General features: G+C 72.9%; 17 protein-coding genes and 2 pseudogenes. 10 read left to right on the top strand and 9 right to left on the bottom strand.

What is annotated here, in order from left to right:
• Positions 1-9: 9 nt before the first annotated feature.
• Entirely contained in the window at positions 10-1,419 is a 1,410-nt protein-coding gene (locus tag PD653B2_RS02400) for a PQQ-binding-like beta-propeller repeat protein (RefSeq protein WP_085870723.1), read from the top strand.
• A gap of 3 nt (positions 1,420-1,422) precedes the next feature.
• Here PD653B2_RS02400 and PD653B2_RS02395 read toward each other — a convergent pair whose 3' ends face one another.
• Both PD653B2_RS02395 and PD653B2_RS02390 read right to left on the bottom strand, forming a co-directional pair.
• Complete coding sequence (locus PD653B2_RS02395; protein ID WP_085870722.1) at positions 1,423-1,830, bottom strand: universal stress protein; 408 nt, start codon at positions 1,828-1,830, stop codon at positions 1,423-1,425.
• The gene (locus tag PD653B2_RS02390) at positions 1,827-3,074 is read right to left on the bottom strand and encodes an alpha/beta hydrolase (protein ID WP_085870721.1); all 1,248 of its coding nucleotides are present in this window, start codon (positions 3,072-3,074) and stop codon (positions 1,827-1,829) included. Before PD653B2_RS02390 ends, PD653B2_RS02395 begins: the two co-directional genes overlap by 4 nt.
• Positions 3,075-3,214: 140 nt before the next feature.
• On the opposite strand from PD653B2_RS02390, the gene PD653B2_RS02385 reads away from it, so the two are divergent.
• Positions 3,215-4,663: a WS/DGAT/MGAT family O-acyltransferase gene (locus PD653B2_RS02385; protein WP_085870720.1), complete on the top strand. Its 1,449-nt coding sequence runs from the start codon at positions 3,215-3,217 to the stop codon at positions 4,661-4,663.
• Positions 4,664-4,677: 14 nt separating this feature from the next.
• Here the strand turns inward: PD653B2_RS02385 and PD653B2_RS02380 are convergent, their stop codons facing one another.
• Positions 4,678-5,619 carry an alpha/beta fold hydrolase gene (locus tag PD653B2_RS02380; RefSeq protein ID WP_085870719.1) on the bottom strand — a complete coding sequence of 314 codons (942 nt, stop codon included), beginning with the start codon at positions 5,617-5,619 and terminating at the stop codon, positions 4,678-4,680.
• A 94-nt stretch (positions 5,620-5,713) separates the two neighbouring features.
• Here PD653B2_RS02380 and PD653B2_RS02375 point away from each other — a divergent pair, with 94 nt between their 5' ends.
• Genes PD653B2_RS02375 through PD653B2_RS02360 form a run of 5 tightly spaced genes read left to right on the top strand, consistent with a single transcriptional unit; the run spans position 5,714 to position 10,470 of the window.
• Positions 5,714-7,936: an acyl-CoA dehydrogenase gene (locus PD653B2_RS02375; protein WP_207559261.1), complete on the top strand. Its 2,223-nt coding sequence runs from the start codon at positions 5,714-5,716 to the stop codon at positions 7,934-7,936.
• Complete coding sequence (locus tag PD653B2_RS24715) at positions 7,933-8,478, top strand: FAS1-like dehydratase domain-containing protein (protein ID WP_207559260.1); 546 nt, start codon at positions 7,933-7,935, stop codon at positions 8,476-8,478. Before PD653B2_RS02375 ends, PD653B2_RS24715 begins: the two co-directional genes overlap by 4 nt.
• A complete protein-coding gene (locus tag PD653B2_RS24710; protein WP_165763302.1) occupies positions 8,475-8,915 on the top strand; it encodes a Zn-ribbon domain-containing OB-fold protein in 441 nt (146 codons plus the stop codon). Before PD653B2_RS24715 ends, PD653B2_RS24710 begins: the two co-directional genes overlap by 4 nt.
• Positions 8,912-9,298 (top strand): MaoC family dehydratase, encoded by a 387-nt coding sequence (locus PD653B2_RS02365; RefSeq protein ID WP_085870717.1) that lies wholly within the window; start codon positions 8,912-8,914, stop codon positions 9,296-9,298. The genes PD653B2_RS24710 and PD653B2_RS02365 overlap by 4 nt, the downstream gene beginning before the upstream one ends.
• Entirely contained in the window at positions 9,295-10,470 is a 1,176-nt protein-coding gene (locus tag PD653B2_RS02360; RefSeq protein ID WP_085870716.1) for a lipid-transfer protein, read from the top strand. The genes PD653B2_RS02365 and PD653B2_RS02360 overlap by 4 nt, the downstream gene beginning before the upstream one ends.
• Before the next feature lie 140 nt (positions 10,471-10,610).
• Here the strand turns inward: PD653B2_RS02360 and PD653B2_RS02355 are convergent.
• The 3 genes and pseudogenes from PD653B2_RS02355 to PD653B2_RS25960 all read right to left on the bottom strand — a co-directional run.
• Positions 10,611-11,255 (bottom strand): annotated as a pseudogene (locus tag PD653B2_RS02355) (dienelactone hydrolase family protein); the annotation flags it as partial.
• 190 nt (positions 11,256-11,445) lie between these two features.
• Complete coding sequence (locus PD653B2_RS25535; protein ID WP_242665106.1) at positions 11,446-11,955, bottom strand: ATP-dependent helicase C-terminal domain-containing protein; 510 nt, start codon at positions 11,953-11,955, stop codon at positions 11,446-11,448.
• A 1,019-nt stretch (positions 11,956-12,974) separates the two neighbouring features.
• Positions 12,975-13,937: pseudogene (locus PD653B2_RS25960) on the bottom strand (DEAD/DEAH box helicase); the annotation flags it as partial.
• Between the two features lie 33 nt (positions 13,938-13,970).
• Here PD653B2_RS25960 and PD653B2_RS02345 point away from each other — a divergent pair.
• Together PD653B2_RS02345 and PD653B2_RS02340 are read left to right on the top strand one after the other, a co-directional pair.
• The gene (locus tag PD653B2_RS02345; protein ID WP_085870714.1) at positions 13,971-15,170 is read left to right on the top strand and encodes a DUF480 domain-containing protein; all 1,200 of its coding nucleotides are present in this window, start codon (positions 13,971-13,973) and stop codon (positions 15,168-15,170) included.
• A 147-nt stretch (positions 15,171-15,317) separates the two neighbouring features.
• Positions 15,318-16,373, top strand: a complete 1,056-nt coding sequence (locus PD653B2_RS02340) for a zinc-dependent alcohol dehydrogenase family protein (protein ID WP_085870713.1) — start codon at positions 15,318-15,320, stop codon at positions 16,371-16,373.
• On the opposite strand, the gene PD653B2_RS02335 is transcribed toward PD653B2_RS02340, so the two are convergent.
• The 3 genes from PD653B2_RS02335 to PD653B2_RS02325 form a co-directional block, all read right to left on the bottom strand.
• On the bottom strand, positions 16,363-17,244 hold the full coding sequence (locus PD653B2_RS02335; RefSeq protein WP_085870712.1) for a MaoC/PaaZ C-terminal domain-containing protein: 882 nt from the start codon (positions 17,242-17,244) through the stop codon (positions 16,363-16,365). The genes PD653B2_RS02340 and PD653B2_RS02335 overlap by 11 nt on opposite strands.
• Entirely contained in the window at positions 17,244-18,911 is a 1,668-nt protein-coding gene (gene kstD, locus PD653B2_RS02330) for a 3-oxosteroid 1-dehydrogenase (protein WP_085870711.1), read from the bottom strand. The genes PD653B2_RS02335 and kstD overlap by 1 nt, the downstream gene beginning before the upstream one ends.
• Before the next feature lie 98 nt (positions 18,912-19,009).
• Positions 19,010-19,654: a dihydrofolate reductase family protein gene (locus PD653B2_RS02325; protein ID WP_085870710.1), complete on the bottom strand. Its 645-nt coding sequence runs from the start codon at positions 19,652-19,654 to the stop codon at positions 19,010-19,012.
• Between the two features lie 153 nt (positions 19,655-19,807).
• On the opposite strand from PD653B2_RS02325, the gene PD653B2_RS02320 reads away from it, so the two are divergent.
• Positions 19,808-20,725 carry an NAD-dependent epimerase/dehydratase family protein gene (locus PD653B2_RS02320; protein ID WP_085870709.1) on the top strand — a complete coding sequence of 306 codons (918 nt, stop codon included), beginning with the start codon at positions 19,808-19,810 and terminating at the stop codon, positions 20,723-20,725.
• Positions 20,726-20,746: the final 21 nt, after the last annotated feature.

Here is a 20,746-nt window from a genome sequence, read left to right as displayed (position 1 = left end):
GTCGGGACGGTGACGTCCCAGCCGGTCCGGAGCTGCCCCTCCTGCGGCGCCGGGCTGTCGACCGACGCGGCGTTCTGCTCGTCGTGCGGCACGCCCGCGCCGCCCACCGCAGCGTCCGACCACGCGGCGTTCCGCAGGCCCGGCGCCGCGGCCGCGGCCGAGCCGCCGGCACCGCCGCGCTCACTGCTGCCGCCGCCCGCGCCGCCGACCGCCGACGTGGTCGAGGCGGGTCCGGCCCGCCCGGCGCGGCCCCGGCCTCGTCGGACGATCGGCGTCCTGGTCGCCCTCGCGGTGGTCGGCGCGCTCGCGGTGGGGGCCGTGGTGGCCTCCAGCCGCGGGGCGGTCGACTCGGAGGTCTACGGGTACGGCGGACACCTCGCCCTGCCCGGAGCGGTCACCGAGAAGCCCGACCGGGACTGGACGTGGCAGGTCTCCGGCTCGCTGATGGGCCTGGCGGCGGTGGCCGACGCGACGTACGTCGTGACCGACGAAGGCACGGTCGCCGCTCTCGACGGTGACGGCCATGAGACGTGGACGGTCCGGGTGGAGGGCGGCGGGTTCCTCGCGGCGCCACCCGACCACGACGAGGTCGTCCTCGTCGACGACGCGGCCGTCAGCCGGGTGACGGCGCTGGCGACCGAGGACGGTGCCGAGCTCTGGTCGGCCGAAGGCGACGTCCGGTGGTTCGACGACGACTGCGCCTACCTCGGGACCGAGGGCGAGCTGGTCGCCCGCGACCTCGACAGCGGCGACCGGCTCTGGTCGGTGGGCGCCGACGAGGTCGGGGTCGGCGAAGCAGGCCTCTTCGTGATCGAGGGCGCCCAGCTCCTGCGCGTGGACCCGGCCGACGGCGCGACGACGTGGTCGGTCGACCACGGCGTGATCGACGTCGAGATGACCGACATCGCGGTCGCCGGCGACTTCGTCGCGGTGGGCGGCGAGCGGGCCACGGCGTACGACGCCTCCACCGGCGACCCGCTGTGGTCGTCGGACCGCGACGACAGCCCGGTCGTCCAGCTGTTCGCCCGGGACCTGGTCGCGGTCCAGCACATCGCCTCCGCCGGCGGTGAGACCGAGGTGCAGGTCTACGACCGCGAGGGTCCGCAGGGGTCGGTCGACGGCACCCGCTTCGGCTACGTCGTGCCGTTCCGGTCCGGGAGCGACCAGTACGCGTTCGACGTGGGCTCCGGGGACCTCTACGGCGACGACCGCGAGGTCATCGAGACCTACGACGGCAGCCCCGCCCTGGCCGCCGAGGGGCTGTACGTGCTCCGCGGCGGGACGGTCCGCTACTACGCGTGGGGCGCGGCCGAGCCCCGCTGGACGCTCGACGAGGACCTGTCCGACGAGGCGAGCATGCAGACCGGCGAGGGTCGCCTGCTCATCGCCGACCAGGGCCGGCTGTCGTCCTACCGCTGACGGCTACGTCGGCCGCTTGACCGCGACGACCGGGCAGTCGGCCTCGAGGATGACCTGCTGCGAGCTGCTGCCGAGGAAGAGCTTGCCCACCGGGGAGCGGCGCCGGAGACCGATGACGATCAGGTCGGCGCCGAGCTCCGTGGCGGCCGAGAGGATCTCCTCCGCCGACGACAGCGCCTGGGCGGACTGGCGCATCTCGTGGGCGATGCCGAGCGAGATCAGCCGCTGGTCGAGTGCGTCCCATTCGGCGGCGTCGGCGAACTTGGGGTCCGCGTCGTTGCCCCGGTGACCGGAGTTGACGACGACCAGGGTGGCGCCGTCGTGTTGGGCCTGGCCGACCGCGTAGTCGACGGCCGCGAGGCCTTCGGGGGTGGGCACGTAGCCGACGACGATGGTGCTGGGCGAGGTCATGAAGACAGAGTGCCGGTCGCGTGCTCGCGGCGCCACCCGTTCCAGTGCCAGTGCAGGTAGCGGTCGATCGCGCGGACGACGTGCGCGCTCCGGATCGACGGGAACACGTCGAAGGCGTGCTGGGCGCCCGGCAGCTCGGCGTACACGACCGTCGCGCCGGACGTCTCCCGCAGTCGCTCGACGAAGAGCCGAGCCTGCTCGACCGAGACGAGCGAGTCGTGGGCGCCGTGCAGCACGAAGAAGTCCGGGGCCTCCTTGGTGATCCGCAGGAGCGGTGTGCCCGCCTCGAAGACCTCGGGGTCCTCGGCCCAGCTCTTCCTGACCACCCGCGGCGCCAGGAACCGGTCGCGCATCAGCTCCGCGCTGCGCAGCCCGGTGCAGCCGGAGAAGTCGTAGACGCCGTAGTGGGGCACGGCGGCCGCGACGCTCGTGTCGGCGCCCTCGAAGCCGGGCTGGTACGCCGGGTCGTTCTGGGTCACGGCCGCGAGCGCGGTGAGGTGGCCGCCGGCCGAACCGCCGGTGATCGCGATGTAGTCGGGGTCGCCGCCGTACTCCTCGATGTGCTCGCGGATCCAGGCGATCGCCTGCTTCACGTCGATGATCTGGGCGGGGAACGGGTTGCGGGGGGCGAGCCGGTAGTTGATGGCCACGCAGACCCAGCCCTTGGCGGCCATGTGCTGCATGAGGGGGATGCCCTGCTGGTCCTTGTTGCCGATCGTCCAGCCTCCCCCGTGCACCTGCAGCAGCACCGGGGCGTTCGACACCTCGCCCTCGGCCGGGAGGTAGATGTCGAGCAGTCCGCGCTTGCCGTGCTCGGGGGCGTAGGCGATGTCCTTCTCGACCCTGACCGTGAGGTCGCGCATCCGGAACGGGTTGACCAGCCGGCGCCACGGCGTCGCGAGCTCGGCCGGTGTCGGCTTGGCGTCGAGCTGCTCGACGTAGTCGTAGCCGAGGCCGTCGACCAGGGCTTCCTCGGCCTCGGTCCCGACCCGCCGGGCCTGGTCGACGAGGAACAGCTGACCCGCGAGGTTGGCGAACGCCAGCGCGAGCCCGGCCGTGGTGCGCCGGCGGGGGGCGAGGTGCGCGGCCGTGTCGGCCGCCGTCACCGCGAGCAGGTGCGGCGCCAGCTCGGTCGTCAGCCAGCCGGCGGCGAAGGCGGGGATGCCGGCACGGAAGCCGGGGACCGGGCGGATCGCGTTGGCGGTGAGGGCTGCGGTGACGAGCTGGCGGCGCAGGAAGGACATGCCGACAAATGTAGAACGGGGGTTGGTGCCGGTGCCGCGGGGGCATGAGACGTCCGTCACCCGTGTCGCCGGGCGACCGCCGTCGTTGGAAACTAGAACGCGTTCTAGCCACGGGGCGCCTCACCTGGGAGGGTGTGCAGATGGACCGGTTGTCAGGGCTCGACGCGAGCTTCCTCTACCTCGAGACGCCCGCACAGCTGATGCACGTCTGCGGCGTGATCGTGCTCGACCCGAGCACCATGCCCGACGGCTACAGCTTCGACAGGCTCCGTGCCCAGATCGACAGCAGCGTCGGCAACGTCCCCGAGTTCACCCGCCGGCTCCGCACGGTCCCGCTCGGCCTGGACCACCCGATCTGGGTCCACGACAAGCACTTCGACATCGACCGGCACGTGCACCGCCTCGCGCTGCCCGCCCCCGGCGGCTACACCGAGCTGACCGAGCTGACCGGCCACCTGGCCGGGCTGCCGCTCGACCGGTCGCGCCCGCTCTGGGAGATGTGGGTGATCGAGGGCTACGAGGGCGACAAGGTGGTCGTGTTCTCGAAGATGCACCACGCCACGGTCGACGGCGTCTCCGGCTCGAACCTGATCTCCCACCTGTGCAGTCTCGAGGCCGACGCGCCGCCGATGGCCCTGGCCGGGGCGCCGAAGTACGGCCGCGAGCCGCGGCAGCGCGAGCTGTTCGGTCGAGCGCTGGTGAGCACCATGACCCGGCCGCTCAACGCCGTACGCCTGGTCACCCCCTCGGCGCAGCTGATCACCAAGACCGTCGGCCGGGTCCGCGCCGGCACGGCGATGGCCGCGCCGTTCTCGGCCCCGCGCACGTCCTTCAACGGCACCATCACCGGTCACCGCGCGATCGCGCTGGCCAACATGGACATCGAGGACATCCGGCAGATCAAGAACGCCACCGGCACCACGGTCAACGACGTGGTGCTGGCCGTCGCCGGTGGCGCGCTCCGGTCCTACCTGCTCGACCGTGACGAGCTGCCGACCAACTCGCTGCTCGCGACCGTGCCGGTCTCGGTGCGCGCGTCGTCGAAGCGCTCCGCCGGCGCCAACAAGGTCTCCGCGCTCTTCGCCAAGCTCGGCACCGACACCGAGGACCCGCTCGAGCGACTGCGCGACCTGGCCGAGCGCAACAAGAACGCCAAGGAGCACCACCAGGCGATCAGCGCCGACTCGCTCCAGGACTGGGCGGAGTTCGCCGCCCCGCGGACCTTCGGCCTCGCGGTGCGTGCGTACGCCGGCCTCAAGCTGCCCGAGAAGCACCCGGTCGTGCACAACCTGGTCATCTCCAACGTGCCCGGTCCACCGGTGCCGCTCTACTTCATGGGCGCCGAGATCCTCGCGCTGTTCCCGCTCGGCCCGGTCTTCCACGGCGCCGGCCTGAACATCACCGTGATGTCCAACAACGGCCAGATGCACGTCGGGATCATCGCCTGCAAGGAGTCGATGCCGGACGTCGACGACCTGGTGCAGCGCTTCCCGGTCGAGCTCGCGCTGCTCAAGGCGGCGGTCGTCGCGCAGCAGACGCCCACGCCGATCCGCCGGGCGCGGAAGAGGAAGGCGACCGCCGACAGCTGATCGCCGAGGACGGCTCAGGCGGTCTCGGAGCTGCGCGGCTTCGCAGCCCGCTGCCGGGTGAAGTCGCGCCGGCGGGCGTTGACGGTCACCGCGGCCTCGACCAGGGCCGGGACGAACTTCTCGGCCTCGAGCACGCAGGCGGCGTGGCCGGCCTCGATGTCGTGGATGGTCGCGCCGGGGATCCGGCGGGCCAGCGCGATCTGGTTGTCGGGCGGCAGCACCCGGTCGTGGAGCGTCACCACGACCGCGGTCGGCACGTCGATCCGCGACAGCCACGGCCGCGAGTGATGGCGCCCGAGCGCGGCCACGGCCTGGCCGACCGCCCAGGGGCTGGTGCTGCGGAACTCCTGGAGCACCCAGTCGTGCATGTCGGACGGCGCGAGGTCGAGCGTGCGGGCGGCCTGCCGCGAGGCGCGGACCGCCGTCCGGGAGCGGGAGACGCCGCGGGCGCCGACCATCGCGGCCTCCAGGCCGGCGTGGAAGAGGCGCTCCGGGAGCGTCGAGCGGAACCGGTCGGTCGTGGCACAGAGCACCAGCCCGTCGATCTTGTCGCCGTGCTGACGCCAGACTCGCTGCGCGATGATCGAGCCCATCGAGAACCCGGCGACGATCACGTCGCGCAGGTCGAGCTCGTCGATCAGCGCGGCCACGTCGTCGGCGCAGTCGTAGAGCGAGAACTCGTCCGACTGGATGCCGCGCCCGTGCCACCGCTGGTCCATCGTCACCACCCGGAAGCGCCGCGAGAGCGGCTCGATCGCGGGGAACCAGGTCAGCAGCCCGGTGCAGCCCACCGCGTGCAGCAGCAGGATCGTCGGGGAGTCCGGGCTGGGGCCGGGGGTGTCGGTCACGTACGTCGATCCGCGCCCGGCCAGCTCGACCATCTCGCCCGCGGGGATCCGGGCGTACGGGATGTACACACGCCGGCGGACCAGGCCGCGCAGGGAAAGCGGGTTCATCCGTGGTCCTCACTCTCGACGGGCCTGCTCTTCTAGAGTAGAACAGGTTACAGTTTCGCACGGCAGTGGACCCGGACACGGGAGGAGTCAGCGCGTGGGGCAGGACGGTTTCACCGAGGTCGACCCCGAGGCCGCGGAGGCGATCGACGCCGTGCGCTCGGTCGTGCGCGAGGCGCTCGAACGAGCCGGCGACCGGCTCGACGACCGGGGCGTCGCCGCCTGGCAGGCATTCGCTTCCGCGGGGCTGCTGGCGCTCGCGGTCCCCGAGGCGCAGGGCGGTGAAGGCCTCGGGCTCGCCGAGGTCGGCGTCCTGCTGCGCGAGACCGGCGCCCGCGCGACGCCGCTGCCCGTGTGGGAGACGCTCTGCTGCGGCGCGCTGACCCTGGCGGCCGCCGGCTCCGACGAGCAGCGCCAGCAGCTGCTCCCGGGAGTCGCGTCCGGCGACACGCTGCTGACCCCGGCGCTGCGCGAGGTCGGCACCGGCATCGCGGTGACACCCGCCACCACCTACGCCGACGGCAGGGTCAGCGGGCGCAAGATCGGCGTGACGTACGCCGACCGGGCAGCCCGCCTCCTGGTCACCGCGACCGCGGGGGACCGCGCGGTCGTCGCGCTGGTCGACCCGACCGGCCCCGGCGTCGAGCTGCTGGCGTCGAGCTCGTCCATCGGTGCGACGCAGCACACCGTCGTCCTCGACGGAGCCCCGGCCGAGCTGCTCGAAGGCGACGATGCCGCGCGCACCCTGCGCGAGCTCGCCGTCGCCGGGCTCTGCCTGACGGCCGCCGGCCTGGTCGCGGGCGCTCGCGACCTGACCGCGACGTACATCAAGGGCCGCACGCAGTTCGGTCGGTCGCTCGCGGAGTTCCAGGCCGTCGCGATGCAGATCGCCGACGTGTACATCTCGTCGCGCACCCTCGAGCTGGCGGCGGCCAACGCCGCCTGGCGGATCGGCGCCGGCCTCGACGTCACCGACGACCTCGCGGTCGCGGCGTACTGGGTCGGCCACGAGGGCCCGGCCGCGATGCGCACCTGCCACCACCTGCACGGCGGCATGGGCGTCGACGTGACCTACCCGATGCACCGCTACTTCTCCTGGATGACCGACATCGCCCACGCGCTGGGCGTGCAGGCCGACCAGGTCCGGATCGAGGACCCGACGACCAAGAACCTCGAGCTCACCACCGAGCAGCGGGCGCTCAAGGCCGAGCTGCGCGCCTACTTCTCCGGCCTCGCCGACGAGAACGAGCGTCGCGACATGGGGCTCGACCGGCACGGCGAGACCTACCAGCGGGTGGTGCGCCAGATGGGCGCCGACGGGTGGATGGGCGTCGGCTGGCCGAAGGAGTACGGCGGGCACGGGCTCGGCGAGATCGAGCAGACGATCTTCGCCAACGAGGCGCAGCGCGCCGACGTGCACCTGCCGGCCGTGACCCTGCAGACGGTCGGGCCGACGCTGATCAGGTACGGCACCCAGAAGCAGAAGGACATGTTCCTCGAGCGGATCCTCCAGGGCGACGTGCACTTCGCGATCGGCTACAGCGAGCCGGACGCCGGCACCGACCTCGCCTCGCTGCGCACCACGGCGAGGAGGGACGGCGACCACTACGTCGTCAACGGGCAGAAGCTCTGGACGACCGGGGGTCACCAGGCCGACTACCTGTGGCTCGCGGTGCGCACCGACCCCGACGCCCCGAAGCACCAAGGCATCTCGATCCTCATCGTCGACACCACCGACCCGGGCTACTCGTGGACGCCGATCATCACCGCCGACGGGTCGCACCACGTCAACGCGACCTACTTCAACGACGTCCGGGTGCCCGTCGACATGCTGGTCGGCGAGGAGAACCAGGGTTGGAAGCTGATCACCACCCAGCTCAACCACGAGCGGGTCATGCTCGGCCCGGCCGGCCGGATCGAGGGGCTGCGCGACCGGGTGGCCGACTGGGCGACCAAGGCGGGCGTCATCGACTGGCCCGACGTACGCCGCACCATGGGCGAGGTGACCGCGGTCTTCCGCGTCAACGAGCTGCTCAACTGGGAGGTCGCCCGCGCCGCCGCGGTGGGCGAGATCTCCGTCGGCGACGCGTCGTCGTCCAAGGTCTTCGCGGCCGACCAGGTGCAGCACCTCGCCGCCGACCTGGTCGACATCGTGCACCGCTACGGCGACCCCTCCGACGAGGAGACCGACCAGCTGATGACCTATCTCGACGGCCAGAGCAAGCGGAACCTGGTGCTCACCTTCGGTGGTGGCGTGCAAGAGGTGCAGCGCGAGCTGATCGCGATGTTCGGCATGGGCCTGCCGCGGGTGCCGCGATGAGCGGGGATCTCGGTGGTCGAGTAGCGCCCGCGAGGGACGAGCGGGCGCGTATCGAGACCCACGAGCGGATCATGGCGGAGGCCGAGCGGATCAAGGCGCTCGGCGAGGCGTCGGAGTCGCTGGCGCCGTACCCCGTCAACCAGCCCACGATCGGCACCTGGCTCGACGCGATGGGCTACGACAACGACCGCTTCCGCCGCGGCGAGGCACCACCGTCGATGGCGCAGGTGTGGACCATGCCCGGGCTCGGGCGGCGGCGTCCCAGCGACGACCCGCTGAGCCGGATGATGGAGGTGCTCACCGACGCGGGCTACACCGCCGTGCTGGGCACCAACTGCGAGCAGAGCTACGAGCGCTACCTGCGCGTCGGCGAGGAGCTCCGGGTGACCACGGCGCTGGACTCGGTGGCCGGTCCCAAGGACACCGCGATGGGTGAGGGCTACTTCGTCACCTCGCGCAACCGTTGGTACGTGGGCGACGAGCTGGTCGCGACGATGCTCTTCCGCGTCCTCAAGTTCATCCCGAAGGAGAAGTCGTCGTGACCGCGGGTGTCATCCGGCCGATGGTGGGCCGCGACTCCCAGTTCTTCTGGGACGGCACCGCCGTCGGCGAGCTGCGGATCCAGCGGTGCAACGCCTGCGGCGCGCTCCGCTTCCCGCCCGGCCCGACGTGCGTCGAGTGCGGGAAGTTCGACCGCGGCCACGTCGTCGCGGCCGGCACCGGCACGGTCTTCTCGTACGTCGTGCACCGCTACCCGCCCGTCCCGGGCAAGGAGCTGCCGATCGTGATCGCGCTGATCGATCTCGACGAGGGGGTCCGGATGGTCGGCGAGGTCGTGGACGTCGCGGACACCGAGATCGAGATCGGCATGCCGCTGCGCGTCGACTACCGGCGCATCGACGACGACCTGACCCTGCCGATCTGGCGTCTCGACACGCCTCGTGCCTCGGCTACTCGACGACCGGAAGAAACGCGATGAAGACCCTGGAGGCCGGGCAGCAGATCCCGGAGTGGAGCCTGCCGATGACGCCGACCACGATCGTGAGCACCGCGATCGCCACCCGGGACTGGCAGGACGTCCATCACGACCGCGACGTTGCGCAGGCGGCCGGGTCGAAGGACATCTTCATGAACATCCTGACCAGCAACGGCCTGGTCGAGAAGTATGTCGTCGACTGGCTCGGCCACGACGCCGAGCTCACGGGCATCGCGATCCGGCTCGGGGCGCCCGCCCACCCGTACGACACGCTGACCTTCCGCGGCGAGGTGGAGTCCGTCGAGGACGGCATCGCCACGATCAGGGTCGTCGGCTCGGTCTCGCTCGGCGACCACGTCACCGGCACCGTCACGGTCGTCGCATGACCGCGGCCAACGGTCTCTCCGGCAGGGCCGCCATCGCCGGCATCGGCGCCACCGAGTTCTCCAAGGAGTCCGGCCGCTCCGAGCTCCAGCTCTCGGTCGAGGCCGTCCAAGATGCTCTCGCGGACTGCGGGCTGACCGTCGACGACGTCGACGGGCTGACGACGTTCACGATGGACACGTCCTCGGAGATCGCGGTCGCCCGCGAGCTGGGGATGAAGGAGATGCGGTTCTTCAGCCGGATCAACTACGGCGGCGGAGCCGCCTGCGCGACCGTGCAGCAGGCGGCGATGGCGATCGCGACCGGTGTCGCGGACGTCGTGGTCTGCTACCGCGGCTTCAACGAGCGCTCCGAGAGCCGCTTCGGGCAGTTCTCGGTCGCCGCCGCGACGCAGGTCAACACCAACGGCCTCGACAACGCCTGGTCCTACCCGATGGGCCTCGGCACGCCCGCGGCCACGGTGGCGATGCAGGCGACCCGCTACATGTACGAGTACGGCGCCACCTCGGAGGACTTCGGCCGGGTGGCCGTGGCCGACCGCCGGCACGCCGCCACCAACCCGCACGCGTTCTTCTACGGCCGCCCGATCACGCTCGAGGACCACCAGTCGTCGCGGATGATCGTCGACCCGCTGCACCTGCTCGACTGCTGCCAGGAGTCCGACGGCGCCGTGGCGCTGGTCGTCGTGTCCGCCGAGCGGGCCGCCGACCTGAAGCAGCCGCCGGCGTACATCACGGCGGCCGCCCAGGGCAGTGGCGCCGACCAGTTCGTGATGACCTCCTACTACCGCTCCGACATCGGCATCCCCGAGATGGGCGTGGTCGGCCGCGAGCTGTGGCGCCAGTCCGGCCTCGGCCCCGCCGACATGCAGATGGGCATCCTCTACGACCACTTCACGCCGTACGTCCTCATGCAGCTGGAGGAGCTCGGCTTCTGCGGCCGCGGGGAGGCCCCCGGCTTCGTCGCCGACGGCCGGATCGAGGTCGACGGCGCGTTCCCGCTCAACACCCACGGCGGTCAGCTCGGCGAGGCCTACATCCACGGCATGAACGGCATCGCCGAGGGTGTCCGCCAGATCCGCGGCACGTCGGTCAACCCGGTCGCCGGCGTCAGCCACCTCGTCGTCACGGCCGGCACCGGGGTGCCGACCAGCGGGCTGGTGCTCTCGGCCTGAGTAGGGTGCCGGCGTGAGTGAGGAGCGCCTCGAGCCGGCCGCGGAGGCGAACCTACGGCCTCGTCTTCCTGGGCTGGGCGCTGACGGTCATGGGGCTGCTCCTGCCCTGGTACCTCGTGGCCTGAGGACTGAGCGCGCCGTCAGGGCCTGAGCTTCTCGTCGAAGAACGCCAGCACCCGGTCCACGCCCTCCTGCTGGCGGTGCGCGGTGACGGTCGAGTGGCCCTTGCCCTCGAACTCCACCCTGATGAACCCGTCGCCCAGCTCGCGCGTGAGTGTGTCGAAGCGGGTGCCGACGGCGCTGTCCCGGCGGTAGCGCAGGCCGAGGACCTGGCACCCGCCCGCCACCCGGTCCTTGACGGCGGCGAGGTCGGCCGGGGAGAGGTTCAGGTCGGCGGCGCGCTTCCTGCCGACCGCGAACGGCAGCGACGGCTGGGCCACCACCGGCGCGGCGACCGAGGCGTCGACCATCATCGCGAGCGCGAAGCCTTCGGTGAAGCACATGCCGAGCGCGCCGACGCCCGGCCCGCCGAGCTCCTGGTGGAGCTCGCGGGCGAGGCTGCGCAGCCAGCCCGCGATCGGCGAGGTGCGGCCGGTGGCCATCGTGGTGAACTCCCGGCTCACGCAGACCCGTGGGATCGTGCTCGCGATGTAGCCGGCGGTCGCCGCCTTCTCCGGCGTCCCGAAGAGGTGCGGCATGACGACCGTGAACCCGGCCGCGACCACCTCCTCCGCGAACCCGATCACCTCGGGGGTGATCCCGGGGATCTCGTGGATCACGACCACCCCGGGACCGGAGCCCTTGCGGTACGTCGGGTGGGTGACGCCGTCGGTGTGCCGGCCGAGGGCCCAGCTGTCCAGGAGGGTCATGCCCGGGAATCTACTGGGGCCTGTCGCTTCGGGAGCAGGAACGAGAGCCCGACCGCGAGCACGATGAACCCGCATGCCACTCGTGACCGGCTGAGGACGGCCGGTCTCAGCGGCGTACGCCCCGGGTCGGCGGCGCCGTGGTGGGGTCCTCCGGCCAGGCGTGCTTGGGATAGCGGCCGCGCAGCTCGGCGCGCACCTGGGGGTAGCCGGTGGCCCAGAACGACGCCAGGTCGGCAGTGACGGCCGCGGGCCGGCGCGCGGGGGAGAGCAGGTGCAGCAGCAGTGGCACCCGACCGTCCGCGAGCACGGGGGCGGCGCGCCAGCCGAAGACCTCCTGGATGCGGACGGCGAGCAGGGGCTGGTCGCCGTCGTAGTCGACCCGCACGCTCGAGCCCGACGGCACCGGCACGCGCTCCGGGGCGAGCTCGTCGAGCCGGCCGGCCTCCGGCCAGGGGAGCAGGCGCCGCAGTGCCGCGAGCACGTCGATCCGCCGCAGGTCGCGGGAGCCGCGGACCCGGGCCAGCTCGGGGCCGAGCCAGGTCTCGATGCCCGTCGCCAGCGCCTCGTCCGACACGTCCGGCCACGTAGCGCCGAGGGTGCGGTGCAGGAAGGCCATCCGGGCCCGCAGGGCGGTCGCGGCCTCGGTCCAGGGGAGCAGTGTGAGCCCTCCTGGCGCAGCCCCTCGCGCACCGCGTCGGCGACCAGCGCGGGTGACGGGTCGGTGATCGTGACCGACGACAGCTCGATGGCCCCGAGCGACACCACGCGCCTGGCGACCACGCGACCGTCGGACCACGCCACCTCCTCGGCCTCGTGCCACAGCGCCGACGCCGCCTCGAGCGCCAGGTCCTCGGTGAGCGGGGCGGCCGAGCGGATGGTGGCGTCGCGGACCCCCGGCCTGCGGTCGGCGTCGGCGACCGCGAGCCACGGCAGTCCGGCCAGCGACGACCCCGGCGCGACGACCGCCCCGGTCCCCGAGGTCATCAGGTACGCCGTGCCGCCCGGCCGCAGCCGGGCGATCCGGTCGGGGTGGGCGAGCGCCGCGACGAGCCCGACGGCGACGTCGTCCCCGAGGCCCTGGCCCGGTCGCCGCGCCGGGCTGGGCAGCGACCCCTGCAGCTGCTCGACCGCCGCGGCCCAGGTGGAGGCGTCCGGCCCGCCACGGCGCACGGCCCGCAGGGCGGCGACCAGGTCACCACCGGGGGCACGCACGTCCTCCGAGAGCAGGGCGACGATCTCTGCCGCTCGCCGGCCGCCGACGACCGCGGCGCCGTCGAGCAGCGCCCGGGCGAGCCGCGGGTCGGTGCCGACCCCGGCGATCTCGCGGCCGCGGGCCGTCGCCGACCCGTCGTCGGCCACGGCCCCGAGGCCGGTGAGCGTCGCGCGGGCCGCGGCCATCGCCGGCGCCGGCGGCTGGTCCAGCAGCGCGAGCCCGGCCGGGTCCGGGCTGCCCCACGTGGCGATCTCGAGCGCGAACGACGTGAGGTCGGCCGTGGCGATCTCGGGCTCGGGGTGGGCCGCCAGGTGGGCGTGCTCGGCCTGGGACCAGCAGCGGTAGACGGCGCCCGGCGCCTCGCGCCCGGCGCGCCCCGCGCGCTGCTCCGCGGCCGCCCTGCTGACGCTCACCGTGACCAGCCCGGCGAGGCCGCGCCGATGGTCGGTGCGGGGCTGTCGTGACAGGCCCGCGTCCACGACGACGCGCACGCCGGGGACGGTCAGGGACGACTCGGCGACCGCGGTCGAGACGACGACCCGGCGCCGCGTGCCCGGTGTCAGCGCGAGGTCCTGCTCGTGGGGCGGCAGCCGGCCGTGCAGGGGGCGCACGTCGGCGTCGACGCCCGCCAGTCGCGAGGCGACGCCCGAGACCTCGCCCACGCCCGGCAGGAAGACGAGCACGTCGCCCTCCTGCTCGGCCAGGGCTCGTCGCACGCACGAGGCGACGTGGTCGAGGAACGCGGGGGTCACGCCGCGGTCGTCGGCTCGTCGTACGCCGGGAGCCGGTGGTGACCAGACCTCGGTGACCGGGTGCAGCGCGCCCGGCACCGTGACCACCGACGCGTCGCCGACCAGTGCCGCGGTCCGTTCGGCCTCCACCGTCGCGGACATGGCGACCAGCAGGAGGTCCGCGCGCAGGGTGGCGCGCACGTCCACGAGCATCGCCAGCGTGAGGTCGGCGTCCAGCTGGCGCTCGTGGACCTCGTCGAGGACGACCGCCGCCACCCCGGGCAGGTCCGCGTCGCGTTGGAGCCGGCGCAGCAGGACGCCGGTCGTCACGAACTCGATCCGGGTGTGGGCGCCGACCTGCCGGTCTCCGCGCACGGAGTAGCCGACGCTGCGACCGACGGGCTCGCCGAGCAGGTGGGCGAGCCGGCGCGCGGCCGCCCGTGCGGCGATCCGGCGGGGCTGGGTGACGACGACCCGACCGTCCACCAGGGCCGCGACCGCGGGCGGGACGAGCGTGGTCTTGCCGGTGCCGGGCGGTGCCTGGACGACGACGCTGCCCGTCGCTCGCAGCGCCGCGGTGACCGCCGACAGGCCCTCCCGGACGGGGAGCGCCGGAGGGTCCGCGAGGAGTCGCTGGATCGGGTCGGCGGGCACGGGGACAGTCTGGCGGGTCAGTAGGGTCGTGCCATGCCCGACCTGCCCGTGCTCGAGGCCGAGGAGCAGCGCATCCTCGGCAGCCTCCTGGAGAAGGAGCGGACCGTCCCGGCGAGCTACCCGCTCTCACTCAGCGGCCTGCGCACCGCCTGCAACCAGACGTCGAGCCGCGAGCCGGTCGTGGACTACGACGAGCAGACCATCGAGCGGGTCGCACGCAGCCTCAAGGACCGCGGTCTGCTGCGGATCGTCTGGTCCGACAGCGGCCGCCGGACCCTGAAGTACCACCAGGTGCTGGCGGAGTCCCTCGGCCTCGACGACGACGAGCGCGCGATCATCACGGTGCTCCTGCTCCGCGGCGCCAACGCGCCGGGTGAGCTGAAGACGCGCACCGACCGGTTGCACGCCTTCGCCGACCGCGGCGAGGTCGAGCGCTGCCTGGCCCGGATGGCCGAGCGCGGGCTGGTGCGCGTGCTGCCGCGCCAGGCCGGCCAGCACGACGCGCGCTGGGTGCACTGCCTGGGGGAGTCCGGTCCGGAGCCGACGGCCGCGGCCCCCGTCGACCGCGACGTGGTGCTCACCCACGGCCCCGAGGCGCGCGACGAGCGGGTGCGGGCGGCGTACGACGCGGTCGCGGGCGACTACGCCGCGCGCCTCTTCAACGAGCTCACCGGGCTGCCCTTCGAGGGCTGGCTGCTCGACCGGGTCGCCGCGCACGCCGACGGGGGACCGGTCGTCGAGGTGGGCTGCGGACCCGGCCACGTCACGGCGTACCTGGCCGAGGCCGGCGCGGACGCGACCGGCACCGACCTGTCGCCCGGGATGATCGAGGAGGCGCGGCGCCGCTTCCCCGACGGCACCTACGAGGTCGGCGACCTGCGCCGCCTGATGCGCCCGACGACCAGCAGCGGCTGGGCCGCCGTCCTCGGGTGGTACTCCCTGATCCACCTCGCGGCGTCCGAGCTGCCGGAGGCGATCGCGTCGCTGGCCCGCCCGCTGGCACCCGGCGGCTGGCTGGTGCTCGGCATGCACGCCGGCGCCGAGGTCCGCCACGTCGACACCTGGTTCGAGCAGCAGGTCGACCTCGACTTCGTGCTGCACGACCCGCTCTTCGTCGCCGGCCTCGTGGAGAAGGCGGGGCTCGTCGACATCGAGTGGTACCACCGCGGACCTCTCGCCCACCGCGACGAGACGACCCAGCGGCTGTACGTCGTGGGTCGTAAGCCGGCCTGAGCCCAGGCGCCGACAGGAGACCTGGGACCCCGCGCGAGCGGGTCCTTGTGCCCTTCCCGGGGCTGGCGCCCCGCGGAGCATGAAGGTGAAGCTCCGTCCCGGACGCGGATCACCCTGCCCGGGACCCGTCTTGGAGAGGAACCCATCATGAAGGCGCTCGTCTACCACGGCCCCGGCCGGAAGGCCTGGGAGGACGTCCCGGACCCGGCCATCAAGGACCCGTCCGACATCATCGTCCGCATCGACACCACGACCATCTGCGGCACCGATCTCCACATCCTCAAGGGCGACGTGCCCGCGGTGAGCGAGGGCCGGATCCTCGGCCACGAGGGCGTCGGCACGGTCGTCGAGATCGGCTCCGCCGTCTCCTCCGTCGCGCCGGGCGACCGCGTGATCATCTCCTGCATCAGCGCGTGCGGATCCTGCTCGTACTGCCACCAGGGTCTCTACGCGCACTGCCTCGCCGACGAGGGCGCGAGCGGCATCGGGTGGGTCTTCGGGCACCTGATCGACGGCACCCAGGCCGAGCTGGTCCGGGTCCCGTTCGCGGACAACTCGGTCTACCGCGTACCCGAGGGAGTCAGCGACGAGGCGGCCGTGATGCTGTCCGACATCTTGCCCACCGGCTTCGAGATCGGCGTGCGCTACGGCCGGGTGAAGCCCGGTGACGTCGTCGCCGTCGTGGGGTCCGGCCCGGTGGGCCTGGCCGCGATCATGACGTCCAGTCTGTACGGCGCGGCGCGCATCATCGCGCTCGACCTCGACGCCAACCGGCTCGAGCAGGCGCGCGAGTTCGGCGCCACGGACACCGTCGACAGCGGTGCGTCCGACTGGGCCGAGCAGGTGCTGGCCATGACCGACGGCTTCGGAGTCGACGTGGCCATCGAGGCGGTCGGGGTCCCGGCCACCTTCGAGGCCTGCACCGCGATCGTGCGGCCCGGCGGCACCGTCGCCAACGTGGGCGTGCACGGCGCCCCGGCCGAGCTGGCGCTCCAGGACCTGTGGATCAAGGACATCGCGATCACGATGGGCCTGGTGAGCACCTCGACCACGCCGATGCTGCTGAAGCTCGTGGCCCAGCACAAGCTCCCGGCCGAGAAGTTCGCGACGCACCACTTCACCTTCGACCAGGTACTCGAGGCCTACGACACGTTCGGGCGGGCCCAGGAGACCAAGGCGCTGAAGGTCGTGATCAGCCGCTGACCGTCAGCACCACGTCGCCGAGCACGGGCGCGCCGTCGCGCTCGCCGCCGGCGACGGTGGCCGCGCCGGTGATCCGGCCGTCCTCGCGCCAGCCGGTGACCCGGATCGACTCGCCGGGGAAGACGACGCCGGCGAACTTCACGCCGAAGCCGGCGACCCTCGTCGCGTCCCCGTCGAGCAGCTCGTCGGTGAGGGTGCGCAGCACGATGCCGTAGGAGCACAGCCCGTGCAGGATCGGCGCGGGGAAGCCGGCCGCCTGGGCGAAGTCCGGGTCGGCGTGCAGCGGGTTCCGGTCGCCGCAGAGGCGGTAGAGCATCGCCTGCTGGGGCGTCACGTCGTACGTCGTGTCCGTGTCGGGCGTGCGGCCGGGGACCTCGACGGCCTGGGACCGCCCGCGATCGCCGCCCCAGCCGCCCTCGCCCCTGACGAAGATCGACGAGCGGGTGGTCCACAGCTCCTCGCCGGAGGCCGACGTCGCGACGCCCTCCTGCCAGATGACCGCGGCCCTCCCCTTGTCCCAGATCTCACTGATCCGGGTGCGGACGGTGGCCGAGCCCGAGGTCGGGAGCGGGCCGGTGACCGTGATCGACTGCGAGCCGTGCACGACCTGGGTGAGGTTGATGTCGCAGCCCGGGAGGTCGAGCGGCGGCGGGTCGGTCTCGTGGAAGGTCGGCGCCACGACGCCGAACGACGGCAGCACCTGGAGCCCGGGGCCGTCCAGCGTGTAGCGCAGCGCGGCCGGCGACAGGTGGTCGCCGGGCTTGGAGCCGGCGCCGATGCCGAGGTGGTAGAGCAGCACGTCGCTCTCCGACCACGAGAAGTCGCGCGAGCCGAGGTCGGCGCCGATCGCGATGTCGGGATCGATGGGCATCAGCGGGTGTCCTTGGCGATGTCCTCGGCGGCGAGGTAGCCGAACGTCAGGGCGGGTCCGATGGTGGCGCCGGGTCCGGCGTACGTGTTGCCCATGACGGCTGCCGAGACGTTGCCCGCGGCGTACAGGCCGGGGATCGCCGACCCGTCGGCGCGCAGCACGCGGGCCCGCTCGTCGGTGACCAGGCCGCCCTTGGTGCCGAGGTCGCCGGGGACGATCTTGACCGCGTAGAACGGGCCCTGGTCGATGGTGTGCAGTGACGGGTTCGGCTTGACCCTCGGGTCGGAGTAGTACTGGTCGTAGGCGCTCTCGCCGCGGTGGAAGTCGGCGTCGACGCCGCTCCTCGCGAAGCCGTTGAACCGCTCGACCGTGCTCGTCAGGGCGCTCGGGGGCACCTCGATCTGGGCGGCGAGCGCCTCGAGGCTGTCGGCCTTCTTGACGGTGCCGCTCTGGTACCAGCGGCCGGGGAACGGCTGGCGCGGCGACAGCCCCGCGAAGAGGTACCGGTTGCGGTAGCGCTGGTCGATGATCATCCAGGCCGGGACGTGCGAGACGCCGGTGGCCTCACCCCGGTAGATCTCGTGCACCGCCTCGACGTACGGCAGCGCCTCGTTCATGAACCGCTTGCCGGCGCTGTTGACGATGATCGAGCCCGGCAGGTTGCGCTCGGCCAGGCAGAACCACGGCCCGGACGGCAGGGGGATCGTCGGGCCCCACCAGGCGTCGTCCATCAGGTCGACCTCGGCCCCGGCGGCGATGCCGGCGAGCACGCCGCCGCCGGTGTTGAACTGCGAGCCGGTCGTCCAGTCGACCGAGGTCGGCTGGGGCTGGTACTTCTCGCGCATCTCGAGGTTCTTCTCGAAGCCGCCGCTGCCGAGGATCACGCCGCGCCGCGCGCGCACGGTCACGGTCTCGCCGTCGCGCAGGACCCGGACACCCACCACCCGGCCGTCCTCGATCACCAGGTCGGTCAGCTCGGTCTCGTAGTGGACGGGGACGCCCGCCTCGACGAGGCCCTGGCGGAGCCCGATCGAGATGGCGTTGCCCATCGCGAACATCTTCTGGCCGCGGATCAGGCTGACGATCCGCTTCAGCAGGACCTTCACCATGGTGAGGGGACCGCGGACGCTGCGCAGGCCGAGGCTGATCTTGCGGAAGTCGGCCTGGGTGACGATCAGGTTGGCCGGTGCCTTGGTGTACTGCGGGTGCAGGTGCTCCAGCTCGTCGCCGAGGAAGCGCGCGTCCAACGGGATCGGCTCGACGCTGCGGCCGGCCGGGCGGCCGCCCGGCTGCTCGGGCAGGTAGTCGGAGTAGTCCGGGACCCAGGTGAACCGCACCGGCGTCCTCGCCCTGATGAAGTCCATGACCTCGGGACCGCGCTCGAGGTAGGTGTCGCGGCGGGTCTTGGGCACGACGTCGCCCACGATGGAGTCGAGGTAGAGCCGCGAGAGCTCCGGGTCGTCGCCCTGGCCGGCGTCGCGGAGCGCGTAGTTGTTCGGGATCCACACCCCGCCACCGCTGCGCGCGGTCGACCCGCCGAAGTAGGCGCTCTTCTCCAGGAGCACGGTGTCCAGGCCGAAGGACCTGGCGGCCAGGGCAGCGGTCATCCCGGCGCCACCTGCGCCCACGACCACGACGTCCACCTCAGCGGGGAAGGGGGTCTCCATGGCCCGAAACTGTAACAGGTTCTATTATCCTGCCGGGACCTCCCGGGACTCCGTCGCCCGGAGCGGCATCGCCCGTACGGCGTAGTCCGCGAGGAGGGTCAGTCGCGCCAGAAGAGGTGGTGCACGACGCCGCTGGAGCCGGGCACGACGTCACGGTGATAGCGGTCGAGGAGGTCGTCGGGGGAGTCCCAGAGCCGGGACCCGGCGCCGAGCTCGACGGGTGCGACCGCGATGTGGAGCGTGTCGACGAGGTCGGCGTCGAGGAACTGTCGCACGGTGTTCGCGCCACCGCCGAGACGGACGTCCTTGCCGCCGGCGGCGTCGAGGGCGCGCTCCAGCACGGACGCCGGGTCGCCGCTCACGAAGTGGAAGGTCGTGTCGGACAGCGTGAAGGAGGGCCGCTCGTGGTGGGTCATCACGAAGACCGGCGTGTGGAACGGCGGTTCGTCGCCCCACCATCCCTGCCACTCGTGGTCGGTCCACGGACCCCGGTGAGGGCTGAACTTGTTGCGCCCCATGATCTCGGCGCCGATGTTGCGGTGGAAGTCGCGGACCAGGTAGTCGTCCAGCCCGCGGCTGCCGCCGGGGTCGGTCCGGTTCGGCCAGCTGGCCGTGGCGCCGGCCCAGCTCATGAGGGCCATCGGGTCGGCATGGCCGAACGGGTGCTCCAGACTCTGGCCCTCGCCGGCGGCGTACCCGTCGCTCGAGACGGCGAAGTTGTGGACCCTGACCAGCTGCCTCACTGCTGCTCCTCATCGACGTGGCGGATGAACACCATGGACCACTCGATCGTGCCGAACTCATCGGAGCAGCGCTACCCGGGGGCCGGCCACCGGGTCGGCGGGCGCTCCCGGTGGGACGTCACCCGGTAGGAACGCCCTGTCATCGTGGGGGTCATGACCTCCTCGCACACCTCAGCCGGTCCTGTCGTCGTCACCGGGGCCAACGGCCTCGTCGGGAGCCGCGTCTGTGCGGCGCTCAGCGCGCGCGGGGCGACGGTCCGGGCCGTCGTACGGCGAGCTGGGACCGCGCCGGTCCTGCCCGGGCTCACCGAGCGGGTGGGTGACTTCGCCGACCCGGACTTCGCGGCGACCGCCGTCGCGGGGGCCGGCGCGGTGGTCACCACCGTGCACCCGATGGGCGAGGACGGGGAGACCCAGCGCCGGGTGGGGCTCGACGGCACGCTGGTGCTGGCCGGGGCAGCGGCGGCCGCCGGGGTGGAGCGGTTGGTGCACCTGTCGACCGCAGCCGTCTACGACCGCGCGCCCGGGCGCGGCGACGTCGACGAGCACGGCGAGCTGGTGACCGACGACGCCGGCGACTACCCCGTGGTCAAGCGGGACGTCGACGCCGCCCTCGCCGGGGTGGACGGGCTGACCCGCGTGCTGCTGCGACCGCCCGCGATCCTGGGCTCGAGCAGCTCGTCGGTCTGGAACTCCCTGCGCCCGGCGCGGATGCGGGAGGACGAGGCGGCCCGCCACGCGGTCCCGGAGGCGACCTTCGCGTGGGTCCACGTCGAGGACCTGGCGGCACTGGCGGCCGACCTGGCTGTCGGCGTCGTCCGCAGCTCCGAGGACCCGGAGGCCGGCCCGGTCGCCGGGGGGTGCACGGCGGTCAACGTCGCGAGCGCCCCGGCAACCCAGCGGGACTACTACGGCGCCGTCACGAACGCCCTCGGCGTCCAGCCGGTCTGGGACGACGGGCCGGGCTGGACCGGGCAGATCGTGGCCGACCGCGCTCGACGGTGGGGCTGGGCCCCGACCGTCGGCCTCGACCAGGCGCTGGCCGAGATCGAGGCCGGGTTGACCCACTGAGCGGTCCTCCGCCGTACGACG

The organism is Nocardioides sp. PD653-B2 (assembly GCF_002117935.1).
Taxonomy (GTDB): domain Bacteria; phylum Actinomycetota; class Actinomycetes; order Propionibacteriales; family Nocardioidaceae; genus Nocardioides.
The sequence above is the reverse complement of the archived record's forward strand: the minus strand, read 5'-3'. Positions and strand labels throughout refer to the sequence as shown.

What these genes read in the sequence shown, in the direction of transcription:
- PD653B2_RS25535 (WP_242665106.1), bottom strand. Translation starts at nt 11,955, where the DNA reads ATGGCCTTCCTGCACCGCACCCTCGGCGCTACGTGGCCGGACGTGTCG.
- PD653B2_RS02380 (WP_085870719.1), bottom strand. Translation starts at nt 5,619, where the DNA reads ATGAACCCGCTTTCCCTGCGCGGCCTGGTCCGCCGGCGTGTGTACATC.
- kstD (WP_085870711.1), bottom strand. Translation starts at nt 18,911, where the DNA reads ATGGAGACCCCCTTCCCCGCTGAGGTGGACGTCGTGGTCGTGGGCGCA.
- PD653B2_RS02345 (WP_085870714.1), top strand. Translation starts at nt 13,971, where the DNA reads ATGCCCGACCTGCCCGTGCTCGAGGCCGAGGAGCAGCGCATCCTCGGC.
- PD653B2_RS02360 (WP_085870716.1), top strand. Translation starts at nt 9,295, where the DNA reads ATGACCGCGGCCAACGGTCTCTCCGGCAGGGCCGCCATCGCCGGCATC.
- PD653B2_RS02335 (WP_085870712.1), bottom strand. Translation starts at nt 17,244, where the DNA reads ATGCCCATCGATCCCGACATCGCGATCGGCGCCGACCTCGGCTCGCGC.
- PD653B2_RS02340 (WP_085870713.1), top strand. Translation starts at nt 15,318, where the DNA reads ATGAAGGCGCTCGTCTACCACGGCCCCGGCCGGAAGGCCTGGGAGGAC.
- PD653B2_RS02385 (WP_085870720.1), top strand. Translation starts at nt 3,215, where the DNA reads ATGGACCGGTTGTCAGGGCTCGACGCGAGCTTCCTCTACCTCGAGACG.
- PD653B2_RS02320 (WP_085870709.1), top strand. Translation starts at nt 19,808, where the DNA reads ATGACCTCCTCGCACACCTCAGCCGGTCCTGTCGTCGTCACCGGGGCC.
- PD653B2_RS02395 (WP_085870722.1), bottom strand. Translation starts at nt 1,830, where the DNA reads ATGACCTCGCCCAGCACCATCGTCGTCGGCTACGTGCCCACCCCCGAA.
- PD653B2_RS02390 (WP_085870721.1), bottom strand. Translation starts at nt 3,074, where the DNA reads ATGTCCTTCCTGCGCCGCCAGCTCGTCACCGCAGCCCTCACCGCCAAC.
- PD653B2_RS24715 (WP_207559260.1), top strand. Translation starts at nt 7,933, where the DNA reads ATGAGCGGGGATCTCGGTGGTCGAGTAGCGCCCGCGAGGGACGAGCGG.
- PD653B2_RS02365 (WP_085870717.1), top strand. Translation starts at nt 8,912, where the DNA reads ATGAAGACCCTGGAGGCCGGGCAGCAGATCCCGGAGTGGAGCCTGCCG.